The organism is Paenibacillus chitinolyticus (assembly GCF_045038035.1).
Taxonomy (GTDB): domain Bacteria; phylum Bacillota; class Bacilli; order Paenibacillales; family NBRC-103111; genus Paenibacillus_F; species Paenibacillus_F chitinolyticus_A.
This window is the reverse complement of record NZ_CP173427.1, coordinates 242,972-257,368: the sequence shown is the minus strand read 5'-3', so window position 1 is coordinate 257,368 and position 14,397 is coordinate 242,972. Positions and strand designations below refer to the sequence as shown.

Below are 14,397 nucleotides of genomic sequence, written 5' to 3'. Positions count from 1 at the left end.
CAAAGAGCGTTCCTCGCAATGGAAGGTAATCCATCCGATCCCCTCTCTTAATATTCATGTGGTATAATTTACCTTAACTTTATCGGGGAGGAATCTATGACTTTTCCAGTTTATATTAACCTCGGTTTTATCCGGCTGCATCCCCATTTGGTTTTTGAAGCGCTTGCTTATTTTATCGGATTCCGGCTTTATCTCTATACCCGAAGCAAGGAAAAACTCCAGGCAAGTCAAGCCCTCTGGGTCCTCGTCGGTGCCACGCTGGGTGCCGCTGCCGGATCGAAGGTGCTTTACTGGCTGGAAGACCCCGCTTTGACCCTGGAGCGCTGGAACGACGTGTCGTATCTAATGGAAGGCAAAACCATAGTCGGAGGGCTGCTGGGTGGGCTAATCGGCGTGGAATGGACCAAAAAAAGAATCGGGCACACCCGTTCCACGGGCGATGATATGGCGCTGCCGCTCCTCGCCGGGATGATGATCGGACGGATCGGCTGTTTTCTGACCGGTCTCGATGACCATACCTACGGAACCCCGACAAGCTGGGTAACCGGTGTCGATTTCGGCGATGGAATTCTTCGTCATCCGACTCAGCTTTACGAGATCGCCTTCCTGCTTCTGCTGGGCATCACCATCTTGGCGATGAAAAACCGTGCCAGGCACGGATCCGTTTCCCTGCCGGATGGCATGTCGTTCATTATCTTCATGGGGGGCTACCTTCTTTTCCGCCTGCTGATCGATTTTATCAAACCGACTCCCCACCCGTATGCCGGACTGAATAACATTCAGCTCGCCTGCATAGCGGGCCTGATCTATTACACCCTGCTTCTGCGGCGTAAGCTTTCTGAGAAACCTACCTTAATCGGGAAAGGAACCTGACTTCCATGCCTACCAAAAACCGTCCTTATTTGTTCTACGAACTCACCAACAGCATATGCTCCCAATGTCTCCGTAAAGTGGAGGCGAAGGTCATTATCGAGGATGAGAACGTTTACCTGCTAAAATACTGCGGCCGGCACGGCCGGGAAAAGGTTCTGATCTCGGATGACGCGGAGTATTACAAACGGTGCCGCGAATTTTTGAAACCCGCTGAAATGCCCCAGCACTGGAACACTCCGATCCGTTACGGATGTCCGTACGATTGCGGGCTTTGCCCGGATCATGAGCAGCACAGCTGCCTGACGCTCCTTGAAATTACGGACAAATGCAATCTGCAGTGTCCGATCTGCTATGCCGAATCTTCTCCGAAACGGGAGACCTGGCGCTCTCTCGAGCAGATCGGGACCATGCTTGACGCTATCGTACGCAACGAAGAAGAACCGGATATCGTGCAGATTAGCGGGGGCGAACCGACGATCCATCCCCAATTTTTCGAAATTCTCGATCTGGCCAAAACGAAACCCATTAAACACCTTATGGTGAACACCAACGGACTGAGAATCGCCCAGGACCGGGAGTTCGTACGGAAGCTGTCCCAGTATATGCCGGGATTCGAGCTGTACCTCCAGTTTGACAGCTTTGAGGAAGAGGCTCTCCGAGAGCTGCGCGGGGTAGATCTGCGTGATGTGCGCCGGCGTGCGATTGAACATCTCAATGAATTTAATATCTCGACCACCCTCGTAGTCACTCTGAAAAAAGGACTCAACGACTCCGAGGTCGGCGATATTATCCGTTACGGGTTGCAGCAGCGCGCGGTCCGGGGCGTAACGTTCCAGCCGATTCAAGCGGCCGGCCGCACCGAGGCGTTCGATCCGGCCAAAGACCGGCTGACACTCAGCGAAGTGCGCCGGATGATTATCGAACAATCCGGTATTTTTCAGCCGGAAGATATTATACCGGTTCCCTGTCATCCGGATTGCTTAGCGATGGGGTATGCTTTGAAGCTGGGAGGACAGGCCATACCGCTAACCGGGATGATCGACCCTCAAATTTTGCTGGAAGGCGGCCGCAATACGATCGTATTCGAGCAGGATCAGACGTTAAAGGATCAAGTCTTCGACCTTTTCTCGACCGCTCATTCTCCCGAGTCGTCGGCGCTTTCGCTGAAAAATCTGCTCTGCTGCCTGCCGTCCGTCGCCGTACCGGAGCATATCGGGTATGACAATGTGTTCCGCGTGCTGATTATGCAGTTCCTGGACCCTTACAATTTCGATGTCCGTTCCGTTAAAAAATCATGTGTGCATATCGCCCACCCCGATGGAAGAATCATTCCCTTTGATACGTATAATTTATTTTACCGTGACGGCCGTGAAGCACTGTTGGAGGAGCTGCGCGCGGAGACAGGAGGGCTCGCATGAGCGATTATGACAACGATCCGGCCAAGAGCGGTACGCCATCGGAGGCGGGAGCTTCATCCGAAACCGGAACGGAAAAAGTAACGGAGCCGACACCGAATTCCGAGCCCGGGGATCACGCAGCAGATACCGGCTTCGAACAAACTTCCTCTCCACCTCTTCATGAACAGGACGGGTCCGGCCGGAACCGTCGTCCTTGGAAAGGACTCGATGTGTGGAAAGGAATCGGCTGGGTCGCGCTCGGCCATCTCTTTTGGCTCTTTGCCATTCCGATGTACCTGGGAATCGGCATCGTTCAAATGATCTACGTGCTGCCGCTTCTCCTTATTTACAGCAAACGGACAGCCGTCGTTCAGGGAATTCTTATAGGAGCGGGAATAACGTTCCTTTTGAATGTCGCTTGTTTCGGCTATGTCATGTTTAATTTTGGCTGATCCTCTGATGGAAGCAAGGAATAAAAGAAACTGCCGGAATGGGGGCCGTTAGTTGAAAAAAAGTCCGTTGATTGCAGTATTTCTTCTGGCTTCGGTCAGCTGGATCGGAAACCTGTGGATTTATGAAAAAAATCAGCTGCCGGAGCCTGTCTTTCTTTCGCATTTTATTGATCTCCCTCTTGAACGGGGAACCAGCTTTAAACTCTCCTATCTGGAGAATCACCGAGGCCTTCACATTGTAAACGTAGAGATTCCGGAGCTGCCTCATGCTTCCGTCAATTTTCTAAATAAAAACCGGTATACCTATCAAAATTATCAATCAGTTTTGATTGCTTTGGAACAGCAGATCCAGGAAACAGACGCGTCTGAAGTCCCTTTGCATATTAAGCGGGTTCGAGCCTGGCTCAGTGACGGAAGTTCTCGCCTGCTGGATATCGGTGACGTTACCCTCACCCCACAGGCTAAAAAAACAGCCGATCGACCCTTGTTCGAATTTTCAAGCAGCGGCTCTTCCAACCAAAATGTCGGGTACACTCTTGTGACGACCAAGGAAGACCTGATAATAACGGGGATTGAAAACTCTTATCCGGATCAGAGCTCCCCACGAATAAAATTGTATATCGGCGCTCTCTCTTTGGAACAGGAACCCGGTTATCTGACCTCTCTGCGATCCGGAGATACGGTTGAAGTGGAGGGTCTGCCCGCCGAAGACATTTCATTTCCATTAGCCGTAAAAAAGGGAAGCTACGTGCGCTTGTCTTACCGTTTCCAAGATACGGGTACTGAACCACCGGAACATAAAGCTGCCGAAAAATACAATCGGATCGAAAAAGTCGTCCGGCTCAAAGTACAAGCTTCCGATGGGTTTAAAGACGACATGGCCGGATTTATAAATTATGACTCGGATTTGAGCGCTTCAAACATCCAAAAGATCGTTCAAGCCAGAAGGGAGCTGCCTTAGTTGAGTCGCCTATATTTTCGGATCTCGTGGGTTTTGACCCTGACTTTTCTCCATTTTCGCATTCAATCCGTGGATCTGCTTCCCGATTTCATCGGATTTTGGATGGCCGCTTCCGCACTCGGCGAGCTGGGAAAGCAGGAGCAAACGTTCCGGATAGCGCGCCGGTTCGCTATTCCGCTTATTTTTTTATCGCTGCCTAACGAAATCAACCTAGGAGGAGCCCTGGTCACAAACCAGGAATTTTCTTTCCTCTGGTTCTCGCTTGGGCTGGTCAACTCAGCATTTTTGCTAGCCTTCATCTATTATCTGTGTACCGGTATTATTTCTACCGCCTCCCGCAGCAGCCTTCCCGAGCTGGCACAAAGCGCCCATATCCGCAGGTCCGTTTTTTTAGCGGTTACAGGCGCCACGCTTATCCTAAGTCCTCTGGCATTAAATATGCCAGAAGTATGGCAATATCTCCTGATTGCATTAGGTATAATCGGATTTTTGTCGGGGATCTCCATTATTCTGCTGCTGCGCAGGGCAGGCCAACTGTTGGGAGCGCTGGAACCAGACCCTGATTTCCGAGAAAGTATACTTAGCGGCGAAGACAAAAATATGTAAAACGGGGACCTCTTCCCCATTAGCCCGGCCAAGTTAACTGAGCACAACTGCTCCTGGTCTTACCCGCAGGAAACTAAAAAAGCTGCTTTCCTTTAAAAGGAAAGCAGCTTTTGCTTCATTGATTCCGTGCAGCTTAACGCTTGCCCGGATCGTAAGGCTCGCCGAGGGCGGCAGGCGGATAAGCCCGGCCGACCGCACCTGCAAGAACCAGAATGGTCAGAACATACGGGAGCATAAAGATAAACTCCTGCGGGATGCTCTGCGACCATTCGAAGAGTTGAACATAGTTCCTGATCGCCTGGGAAAGGCCGAAGAAGACGGCGGCTCCAAGCGCCCCTACCGGGTGCCACTTACCGAAGATCATGGCAGCCAGGGCGATATAACCCTGTCCGGAGATGGTGTTATGCGAGAAGTTGCTTGTCGTCGTCAGGGCGATCGTCGCTCCGCCCAGTCCGGCAAAAGCACCGCTCAGCATAACGCCGATATAACGCATGCGGCGTACGTTGACACCGACGGTGTCAGCCGCACTCGGGTGCTCTCCGACGGAACGGAGACGCAGACCGAACGGCGTTTTGAACAGCACATAATAGGATACGGCCACAAGAATCAGCGCGATATAGGTGGTCGGGTAGGCGGTGAAAATACCGTAACCGAGTACCGGGATTTGCGAAAGACCCGGGATCGCCCATTTGCTGAATACTTCCGTGAGCGTTTCCGTTTGTCCGGCACCTTCGAAGAGAAGCTTAACGAGGTAGACTGTTACGCCCGCCGCCAGGAAGTTGATGACCACACCGCTGATGACCTGGTCCGATTTGAACGTGATGGTCGCAACGGCATGGATAAGCGAAAACAGAACCCCGAATACGAGGGCCGCCAGAAGTCCGATCCATGGGGACATGCTTCCCATGCCGGCTTCCTGCGCGTAGAACGTACTGACCGCCGCGGCGAACGCGCCGGATACCATCAGGCCTTCCAGCCCAATGTTGGTGACCCCGGAACGCTCTGAGAAAATACCGCCCAGGGCCGCAAAAATGAGCGCCGTGGAAAATACCAGCGTTGTATTGATCAGCTGACCCAAAATATCCAAACTCATCTAGACCACCTTCTCTTTCTTACGCTTGAAATAGAGAGGGGCAATCACCCAGCGCACGATGCCTTGTGCGGCTACGAAGAAAATGATCGAACCGATAACGATCCGGATCAACTCCGGCGGCACATCGGCGCCAAAGCTCATTCCCGCGGATCCGTAAGTTAAGATACCGAACAGAGAAGCGGCAAGAAGTACGCCGAACGGATTCGTCAGTCCCAGAAGGGCAACCGCGATCCCGTCGAATCCGTAACCCGGCGACGCCGGCATAACGGTCTGGTAGTGGAACACGCCCAGCACCTCGAACACGCCGGCCAGACCGGCAAACATTCCGCTGATAAACATGGCTTTGATGATGTTCTTGTTCACATTCATCCCCGCATATTCAGCGGCATTCGTGTTGTGGCCTACGGCACGGAGCTCGTACCCCTGCTTCGTCTTCCACAGGAAGAAGTAGAAGAACACGGCGGCAAGGATGGCAAAAAGCGTTCCCCAATGCAGACGGGCGTTATCAAACATAGCGGACAGCCAGCCTAAGCTGACCGAAGCCGTCGGCTCAATGTCAACGGAACGCTGCTGCCCTTTCAGGAGCAGGAAATGGTTGACCGTGTAGTTCGCCAAATAAAGAGCGATCCAGTTGAGCATGATCGTGGTGATAACTTCGTTTACGCCTCGCTTTGCTTTCAGATAGCCCGCTATAGCTGCCCAAAGGCCCCCGAGAAGGGCGCCTACGATAATGGCTAGCGGCGCGTGGATGATCGCCGGCAGTCCGCCCAGCTTGATGCCGACGAAGGAAGCGCCTGTCATCCCGACGATAAACTGGCCTTCTCCGCCGATGTTAAACAGACCCGCGCGGAAAGCGAAAGCGACCGCAAGCCCCGTCAAAATGAGCGGGGTAATCTCGCGGATCGTCTCGCCGAAATCGTACATATTCCCGAATACCCTCGAAAACAGCGAAGAGTATGCGGTTATGGGATTGTACCCGCCCGCCAGCATAACGATGGCGCCGAATACAAACCCGAGCACGATGGCCGCGAGAGGAATGATAGCGGAATCCCGCATAAAAAACTTCATTACTTTATTCATGGGTCACACCTTCCCGCTTCATGCTGCCGGCCATCATCAGGCCAAGTTCCTGATCGTTCGTTTCTTCCGGCAGAACTTCCCCGACTATTTCCCCTTCGTAAATGACCGCAATCCGGTCCGATACGTTCAAAATCTCATCCAGCTCGAAGGAGATAAGCAGTACCGCTTTACCCTGGTCGCGCTGGGCGATGAGCTGCTTATGCACGAATTCGATAGCGCCTACATCGAGTCCGCGGGTCGGCTGCGCGGCGATAAGCAGATCCGGATTCCGGTCGATCTCCCGGGCGATAATCGCCTTCTGCTGGTTCCCCCCGGAGAGAGAACGCGCTTTGGTATGAATGCTCGGCGTACGGACGTCGAACGCTTCGATGAGCCGTTCGGCTTGTTTATCGATCGCCTCGTAATTCAAGAAACCGCCGCGGTTAAAAGCGGGACGGTGGTACGTCTGGAGCACCATGTTCTCACTCATGGAAAAGTCCAGAACAAGCCCGTGTTTATGCCGGTCTTCCGGAATATGGGACACGCCCGCTTCCGAAATATGACGCGGCGAGCGGTTGACGATTTCTTTGTCCAGCAGCTTGATCGACCCACTGTCCACTTTGCGCAGACCGGTCAGCGCCTCGATCAGCTCGCTCTGTCCGTTGCCGTCCACACCCGCGATTCCGAGGATTTCTCCGGCTTTCACGTCGAAGGACAACCCGTTCAGAACCGGCAGCCCGTCGTGCGATTTCGCCTTGATGTCGCGCACCTGCAGAACAGGGCCTTTCGGCTGCGCCGGCTTTTTGTCGACTTTGAAGGAGACGCTCCGGCCGACCATTTTCTCGGCCAGCTCGCGGGTCGTCGTCTCGGATGTTTTGACGGTGTCGATCACTTTACCTCTGCGGATGATCGTAACCGTATCGGAAATTTGCATAATTTCCTTGAGCTTATGCGTAATGAGGATGATAGACTTGCCTTCGGCAACGAGACGTTTCATGATATCCATCAGCTCAGTGATTTCCTGTGGAGTCAGAACCGCTGTCGGTTCATCGAAAATAAGGATGTCGGCACCACGATAAAGCGTCTTCACGATTTCGACACGCTGCTGCATGCCGACGGAAATATCCTGTATTTTAGCATGGGGGTTTACTTGAAGGCCGTACTGCTCGGATAACTTTTTGACCTGTTCGGCTGCGGATTTGTAATCAATGTTCATGCCTTTCCTCGGTTCCATCCCCAAGATGATGTTCTCGGTAACGGTGAACGGCTGAACCAGTTTAAAGTGCTGATGCACCATCCCGATTCCAAGCTCGATCGCCTTGTTGGGGCTGTCGATCAGAACCGGCTGGCCATTGACTTCGATACCGCCTTCATCCGGCTGGTACAAGCCGAAAACAATATTCATCAAGGTCGATTTACCCGCACCGTTCTCTCCAAGGAGGGCGTGAATCTCCCCTTTTTGCAGCTTAAGAGAGATGGAATCGTTTGCGACAATCCCGGGAAAACGCTTTGTGATTTGCTTCAACTCAACGACAGGGGTCGCTGCACTCATGAAATCACCCTTACTAAGGTTATTGGTAGAAGGTCTGGAAAGTAAGAACAAGGCCAGTTATGCAACCAGCCTTGTTGTATTCTCCATCATAAAAACGTACATAAACATGCGTCATGGTACATGGTGAAAAGGTGCAGCTTAACGAAATCTTCTTATTGCTCAGGTACTTTGATTTCGCCTTTGATGATTTTCTCTTTATATTCGTCTGCAAGCTTCAGCACATCCGCAGGAACGTTCTTGCTGGAAGTGGAAGCGAGGCCTACGCCGTTGTCTTTCAGACCGAGTGTTACAGGAGCACCCGGCTTGAAGTTGCCGTCAACAACCATTTTGGAGTACTTCGTTACGGCTTCTTCAACGCCTTTAACCATGGAAGTCAGAGTCACTTGATCTCCGAATTCCAGGGACTGGTCTTTGTCTACGCCGATAACCCATACTTTTTTGCCTTGCTTGATGCGGTCGTTCGCTTCGTTGAATACACCGTTTCCTGTCGCTCCGGAGGAGTGGAAAATGATGTCCGCGCCGTCGTTGTACATAGTGGCGGCTGCCGCTTTGCCAAGGTCCGGCTTATCGAATGCGCCCGTGTAGTTGATCAGGACTTTAGCGTCCGGATTTACAGCCGCAACGCCCGCTTTGAAACCTGCTTCGAAACGTTTGATAACCGGAATGTCCATGCCGCCGACAAAACCGATTTTATTGGATTTCGTCATTTTTGCCGCTACCACGCCGACCAGGAAAGAACCTTCGTTCTCGGCAAAAGTGATGGACTGAACGTTCGGAGCTTCCACCACGTTATCGATGATGGCGAAGTTAGCCGTCGGGTTTTGCTGAGCTACGGTTTTCATAGCGTCCGCGATAACGAAGCCGATGCCCCAAGTCAGGTTGTATTTACCTTGTACAAATTGATTCAGGTTCGGAACATAATCGGAATCCGCTTTACTTTGCAGATACTTCGTGGAGATGCCTGTATCTTTCTTCAGCTTCTCAAGCGCTTCCCAAGCGGATTGATTGAAGGACTTGTCGTTTACGCCGCCAACGTCTGTTACCATGCCGATTTTCACATCGGACTTCTTCTCGCCGCCGGCCGCATTGCCGCTTGGCGCTGCGCCGCCGTTGTCAGCCTTCTTGCCGCAGCCTGCCAACACAAGCGTGAATGCCAGCATCATGACCAGCGACAGCTTGAAAAAATTCTTCATAAAAGTAAAACCCCCTGTTTGGTTTTTGTAAGCCTAATCCCTGCATCATAGTATTGGATACGAATTGTAAAAATATGTCGAGAGGACTAGGTTAATGATACCGCGTAACCGATTATACATGTTGGGTAATCCAAAATCCACAACTAAATATACTGCGGTTAATTAAATTTTTCTGTCACTGAGAAAACGCTGCCAAGCCAGGCGGCAAAAGAGTCCCGCACCCTACGGGGGACGGCTCTTTTCAGCGGTCAAATCAGCAGATTAAACAAGGTGGGATCGTTATTAATTTCGACATAATTGATATCTTTTTTGGATAATCTCGAGATGAGGCCTTCGTAATCGTCTTTGTTTTTCAGTTCGATGCCGACCAGGGCGGGCGCATTGTCCCGATTCGTTTTTTTCATATACTCAAAACGCGTGATGTCGTCGGTCGGTCCCAGCACTTCTTCCAGAAACTCGCGGAGCGCTCCTGCCCTCTGGGGAAAGTTGACCAGGAAGTAATGCTTGAGGCCTTCATAAATGAGTGACCGCTCCTTGATCTCCTGCATCCGGTCGATATCGTTGTTGCCTCCGCTGATCACACATACTACGTTTTTACCCACAATTTGGCTGCGGTAAGCGTCCAGCGCCGCTACGGGGAGGGCTCCGGCCGGTTCGATGACAATGGCATTATTGTTGTACAGATCCAGAATCGTCGTGCATTCCTTGCCCTCCGGCACCAGCACGATGTCATCCAGCACGCGCCGGCAGATTTCGAACGTCATCTCACCGACCTGCTTGACCGCCGCTCCGTCGACGAACTTGTCCACTGTCTCCAGAGTCACGACCCGGCCCGCTTCCATGGAGCGCTGCATACCGGCCGCTCCCTCCGGCTCCACGCCGATCACGGCGGTTTCCGGGGAGACTGCCTTGACGTATGCGCCGACACCTGCGGCAAGTCCTCCGCCTCCGATGGAGGTGAAGATAAAATCAGGCGACACCGGCATCTGATTCAGCACTTCCAGGCCGACCGTTCCCTGCCCGGCAATCGTCCGAGCATCGTCGAACGGGTGGATGAAGACTTTATTCTCACGCTCGCAATAAATACGAGCCTGAGTGGACGAATCGTCGAAAGTATCGCCTATCAGGACCACTTCCACGTAGGAACCTCCGAACATTTTGACCTGCGAGATTTTCTGGCGCGGGGTAGTGGTCGGCATAAAGATCTTGCCCTCGATCCCCAGATGGTTGCAGGAATAGGCTACTCCCTGGGCATGATTGCCTGCGCTGGCGCATACGACGCCCCGGCTCCGTTCCTCCTCCGTCAAACTTTGAATGACGTTGTAGGCACCCCGTATTTTAAAAGAGCGGACGACTTGAAGGTCCTCCCTTTTCAAATAAATATTGCAGTCGTACTGCCTGGACAGAAGCTCGCTGCGCTGAAGCGGCGAAGGCTCAATCACCCGGCTTAGCGCATGGTTGGCGCGTATGATTTCTTCAACTGTGACAGTGCTCGGATTGCTCAAGACAGGACTTCCTTTCCGTTGTGGTAATGGTATTCCGATTATTGTAGCACAAGTCGGGCTTTTAGCGCTTATCTCCGCCGAAAAATATAAGAACCCCGTTCCCCCGCTTAACGGGCCGGGAACAGGGTTTCTTTTTTCGAAAGGTGATAACTGACTGTGCAAGCTTAAGCCTGAGCGATGCGTTAGTCGTCCAGTTCGGAAGCCGGTCGTCTGCGCCGGAATTTCGCCAGAAATTCGTACACGACGGGTACGATGATGAGCGTCAGCAGCGTCGAGGAGATCAGACCGCCGATCACGGTAACGGCGAGTCCCTTGGAGATCAGACCGCCGCTTTCGAATCCGAAAGCCAGCGGCAGAAGAGCGCCGACGGTAGCGAGAGCCGTCATCAGAATAGGCCGCAGACGGGTGGCGGCCGCCTCGAGGAGCGCCTCGCGCGTTCTCATGCCGGCCTTTTCGTTATGAATCACCCTGTCCAGCAGAACGATGGCATTCGTGACGACAATGCCGATCAGCATGAGCGCCCCCATCATAGCCGACACGCTCAAGGTCTCCCCTGTCACAAGAAGGGCCACAATGGCGCCTATGATCGTGAAAGGCAACGAAAACAGGATCGCAAACGGAGTCAGCGCTCCTCCGAAGAACATTACGAGCACCAGATACACAATCGCAACGGCCGCGATCATGGCGAGACCGAGCTGAGAGAAGGTCTCATTGATCTGTTCCGTTACACCTCCGAAATCGACGCGTACGGACGACGGGAGGCCGAGCTTGTCGATCTCGCTCTTCAGTCCTGTGGAGGCCGCGCCCACATCCTTGGACGTAATATCCGCCGAAACCTCGGCGTACAGCTTCGTATCCCGGTGGGTAACCGCATTGGGCGACTGACCCTCCTCTACCTTGGCCACGTCCTTCAGAGGGACCTCCACACCAAGCGGGGACGTGATGGTGCTGTTTTCGATCGCGGAAAGATCCGCATATGTTTTTTTGTCGGCTTGTACGTAAACGTCGACCTCTTTGCCCTCGACGCCAACTTTGGTCAGAACGGGTCGCTCGCGATCCCGGCTGAACGCCATCGCGATCTGGCCGGCCGTCAAACCGAGCTTGCTGAGCTTGGCCGGGTCCGCGACAATCGTGTACTGGCCGTACGATTCAGACAGGCTGGAGGCTGCCTTATCGAATTCCGGCCGATTCTTCATCAGAGCCTGAATTTTATCCGCAGCGGTTCGGATCTCGTCGAGCTTCTCTCCGTATACGTAGAGACTCAGCTTGCTGCCCCCTACGCCGCCGCCCATATCCATCGGTTTCCAACTTCCTTGAACGGTGTCCGTCAACCCTTGGACCAGCCTCTTTTTCTCAGCCGTGAAATCGGCAAATGCGGGATCGTATTCCACATAAAAAAGCGCGGACTTGGACGGCCCCGGCGACATCGGATTCTGGCCGCCCACGGAGTACTGCAGATTTCGGACCCCGCTGCGTCCAAGTACATATTTCTCCGCTTCCAGCGCCTTCCGCTTTACATCGTCCAGCGTCTCGCCCGGAGAAGGCGTGTACGTCACCATCGCGTATTTCTGCTCTTCCTCCGGAAGAAAACTGACGCCGACCCGCGTAGCCAGCAGAAGGCTGCCCGCCAGAAGGAGAATAGCCGTGCCGAAAGCGATAAGTTTATGATTCAACGTCTTGTCCAGGACCCGCCTGTAAAAACGCCCCAGACGGCCGGTTTCGTCATGGCCGCGCCGGTTTTGGCCTTTGCCGCGGGCGGGTACCCGGACCGCTCCTGCCGGGTCCATGTCAAGCGGAAGGCCGGCGGGCGCGTCTCCCTCCGCATAGGCGGGAACCGGAGCCGGACCCATGCGCTCCAGCCTGCGGCGGAACATGGAATGCCCGAGCATCGGCACAATGGTAATCGCGACGAGCAAAGAGGCAAGCAGCGCAAATACCATCGTCAGAGCGAAGGGCAGGAACAGCTGCCCCACGGGACCGCTCACGAAGCCAAGCGGGAGAAAAACTGCAATCGTCACGATGGTCGACGATAGGATGGGCATAAACATCTCCCGCGTCGCTTCGCGGATAAGAGCTTTGCCCCGCAGAGGCTCGGACGGACTGGACATCCGCCGGTAGATGTTCTCGATGACGACGATCGAGTCGTCCACCACGCGGCCAATGGCGACTGTCATCGCTCCCAGCGTCATGATGTTCAGCGTGATGTCCATCTGCTGCAGCAGCAGAATGCCGATGAGCAGCGACAGCGGAATCGAGACGATGGAAATAAGCGTCGTCCGCCAGTTGCGCAGGAACAGCATGATGATCAATACGGCGAATAAAGCGCCGAATACGGCCTTGCTCAGCATCGTGTTGACCGAATCCTCGATCGGCTTGCCCTGGTCGAGCATGATCACGGTCTCCACACCGCTGTTCGCCTGCTGGAACTCGGCGGCTTTCGCCTTGACGGCGTTCACGACGTCCACCGTGTTCGCGTCCGGCGCCTTCACGACCTGGATGCCGATGGACTCCTTGCCGTTCGTACGGGAGATCGAGTCGGCCCGGTCGGCCAGCTCGATTGCCGCCAGCTCGGCAAGCTTCACAGTCGGCAGACCGGCCGCCCCCGCAGGCGCCGGCACTGCGCCGCCGGCTCTGCCCGGGGCCGCTGCCGCACCGGGCGCTGCGCCCGATGCCGCTCCGCCGGGGGCACTGGGCGCTGCCCCTGCGCCCCCGGCTGCCGCTCCTGAGCCTGCCGGACCTGCTGCGCCCGCAGAACCGGCTCCGCCGGGAACGAGCGGAATCTCCAGGTTCCGCAGGTCGTCCAGGCTCTTCACGTTGCCGTCGACGACGAGGGTTTTCTCGGTCCGTCCTACTTCGTAGAGGCCCAGGGGGACTTGGACAGCCGCACCCTGAACGATCCCTTTGACCGTATCCTCGCTCAGCCCGTAGGTCTTCAGTTTGTCCCGGTCAAAGGTCAGGCGGACTTCCTGCTGATGCTGGCCCGAGATCTCCACGCTTGCCGCGCCCGGAACCCCTTCGAGCGCAGGAAGCAGATCGCTCTCGATCTGCCGGGTCAGCTCGTCGAGCGACTGTTTGTCCCCCGCTACGCTCAGCGATACGACAGGAAATGCGTTTATGTTGATTTTGGACACTTTCGTTTCCTGAGCCCCGCTGGGGAGCACAAAATCGGCGACGGCTTCTTTCACTTCGGAAGCGGCCTTGTCCATGTCCTTCTTATAGGAGTATTCCATCACTATGGAAGATACGTTTTCCATGGATGTCGAGCTTACAACGTCTACACCGTCCAGGCTCCGGACCTTCTGCTCGAGAGGGCCCGTGATCCGGTCGGCCACTTCTTCCGGCGCGGCGCCGGGATATACCGTCGTGACCGTCAGCACGGGAACTTCCAGATTCGGAAGCGTCTCCTGCTTCATACTGAGACCCGCGTAGATACCCGCAGCCGTAACGAGAATCGTCAGCAGCCAAATAACCAGCTTATTGTTCAGAGAATACCGGATAATCCCTCTCACCATTTTCACTCCTGTCTGTTTGTCTGATATGTGCTGTAAAAACAGTGACTCCTTAAATAAGGGTAACCCTGCGAATCTCCCTGAGCAAATAGGGCCCGGCTCAATTCCCGCAAGTTACGGAGGTCTCCTGCCTATTCTCCTTTTTTCCCAAAAAAAAGACTGCCGAACCCGGCAGTCTCTTAATTTTTTTATGGAAT

11 protein-coding genes are annotated in these 14,397 nt (G+C 54.1%); 5 read left to right on the top strand and 6 right to left on the bottom strand.

Annotated features, from left to right (window positions below; all coding sequences use genetic code 11):
• Positions 1-96 precede the first annotated feature (96 nt).
• Genes ACI48J_RS01070 through ACI48J_RS01050 form a run of 5 tightly spaced genes read left to right on the top strand, consistent with a single transcriptional unit; the run spans position 97 to position 4,289 of the window.
• Positions 97-873 carry a prolipoprotein diacylglyceryl transferase gene (locus tag ACI48J_RS01070; protein ID WP_405081306.1) on the top strand — a complete coding sequence of 259 codons (777 nt, stop codon included), beginning with the start codon at positions 97-99 and terminating at the stop codon, positions 871-873.
• A 5-nt stretch (positions 874-878) separates the two neighbouring features.
• Positions 879-2,291: a radical SAM protein gene (locus tag ACI48J_RS01065; protein WP_326050588.1), complete on the top strand. Its 1,413-nt coding sequence runs from the start codon at positions 879-881 to the stop codon at positions 2,289-2,291.
• Positions 2,288-2,722, top strand: a complete 435-nt coding sequence (locus ACI48J_RS01060; protein ID WP_405081304.1) for a hypothetical protein — start codon at positions 2,288-2,290, stop codon at positions 2,720-2,722. The genes ACI48J_RS01065 and ACI48J_RS01060 overlap by 4 nt, the downstream gene beginning before the upstream one ends.
• A gap of 52 nt (positions 2,723-2,774) precedes the next feature.
• Entirely contained in the window at positions 2,775-3,683 is a 909-nt protein-coding gene (locus ACI48J_RS01055) for a hypothetical protein (RefSeq protein ID WP_405081303.1), read from the top strand.
• A 33-nt stretch (positions 3,684-3,716) separates the two neighbouring features.
• Entirely contained in the window at positions 3,717-4,289 is a 573-nt protein-coding gene (locus tag ACI48J_RS01050) for a hypothetical protein (protein ID WP_405081301.1), read from the top strand.
• Between the two features lie 133 nt (positions 4,290-4,422).
• On the opposite strand, the gene ACI48J_RS01045 is transcribed toward ACI48J_RS01050, so the two are convergent.
• The 6 genes from ACI48J_RS01045 to ACI48J_RS01020 all read right to left on the bottom strand — a co-directional run bounded on the left by ACI48J_RS01045 (position 4,423) and on the right by ACI48J_RS01020 (position 14,200).
• Positions 4,423-5,382 (bottom strand): ABC transporter permease, encoded by a 960-nt coding sequence (locus ACI48J_RS01045; RefSeq protein WP_009675785.1) that lies wholly within the window; start codon positions 5,380-5,382, stop codon positions 4,423-4,425.
• Complete coding sequence (locus ACI48J_RS01040) at positions 5,383-6,462, bottom strand: ABC transporter permease (RefSeq protein WP_218230500.1); 1,080 nt, start codon at positions 6,460-6,462, stop codon at positions 5,383-5,385. It abuts the gene before it with no gap.
• Positions 6,455-7,993 (bottom strand): ABC transporter ATP-binding protein, encoded by a 1,539-nt coding sequence (locus tag ACI48J_RS01035; protein ID WP_405081300.1) that lies wholly within the window; start codon positions 7,991-7,993, stop codon positions 6,455-6,457. The genes ACI48J_RS01040 and ACI48J_RS01035 overlap by 8 nt, the downstream gene beginning before the upstream one ends.
• A 152-nt stretch (positions 7,994-8,145) precedes the next feature.
• Positions 8,146-9,186 carry a BMP family protein gene (locus tag ACI48J_RS01030; protein WP_009675828.1) on the bottom strand — a complete coding sequence of 347 codons (1,041 nt, stop codon included), beginning with the start codon at positions 9,184-9,186 and terminating at the stop codon, positions 8,146-8,148.
• Between the two features lie 248 nt (positions 9,187-9,434).
• Entirely contained in the window at positions 9,435-10,691 is a 1,257-nt protein-coding gene (ilvA, locus tag ACI48J_RS01025; RefSeq protein WP_405081299.1) for a threonine ammonia-lyase IlvA, read from the bottom strand.
• A 182-nt stretch (positions 10,692-10,873) separates the two neighbouring features.
• On the bottom strand, positions 10,874-14,200 hold the full coding sequence (locus tag ACI48J_RS01020; RefSeq protein WP_405083161.1) for an efflux RND transporter permease subunit: 3,327 nt from the start codon (positions 14,198-14,200) through the stop codon (positions 10,874-10,876).
• Positions 14,201-14,397: the final 197 nt, after the last annotated feature.

What these genes read in the sequence shown, in the direction of transcription:
- ACI48J_RS01070 (WP_405081306.1), top strand. Translation starts at nt 97, where the DNA reads ATGACTTTTCCAGTTTATATTAACCTCGGTTTTATCCGGCTGCATCCC.
- ACI48J_RS01065 (WP_326050588.1), top strand. Translation starts at nt 879, where the DNA reads ATGCCTACCAAAAACCGTCCTTATTTGTTCTACGAACTCACCAACAGC.
- ACI48J_RS01060 (WP_405081304.1), top strand. Translation starts at nt 2,288, where the DNA reads ATGAGCGATTATGACAACGATCCGGCCAAGAGCGGTACGCCATCGGAG.
- ACI48J_RS01045 (WP_009675785.1), bottom strand. Translation starts at nt 5,382, where the DNA reads ATGAGTTTGGATATTTTGGGTCAGCTGATCAATACAACGCTGGTATTT.
- ACI48J_RS01040 (WP_218230500.1), bottom strand. Translation starts at nt 6,462, where the DNA reads ATGAATAAAGTAATGAAGTTTTTTATGCGGGATTCCGCTATCATTCCT.
- ACI48J_RS01035 (WP_405081300.1), bottom strand. Translation starts at nt 7,993, where the DNA reads ATGAGTGCAGCGACCCCTGTCGTTGAGTTGAAGCAAATCACAAAGCGT.
- ACI48J_RS01030 (WP_009675828.1), bottom strand. Translation starts at nt 9,186, where the DNA reads ATGAAGAATTTTTTCAAGCTGTCGCTGGTCATGATGCTGGCATTCACG.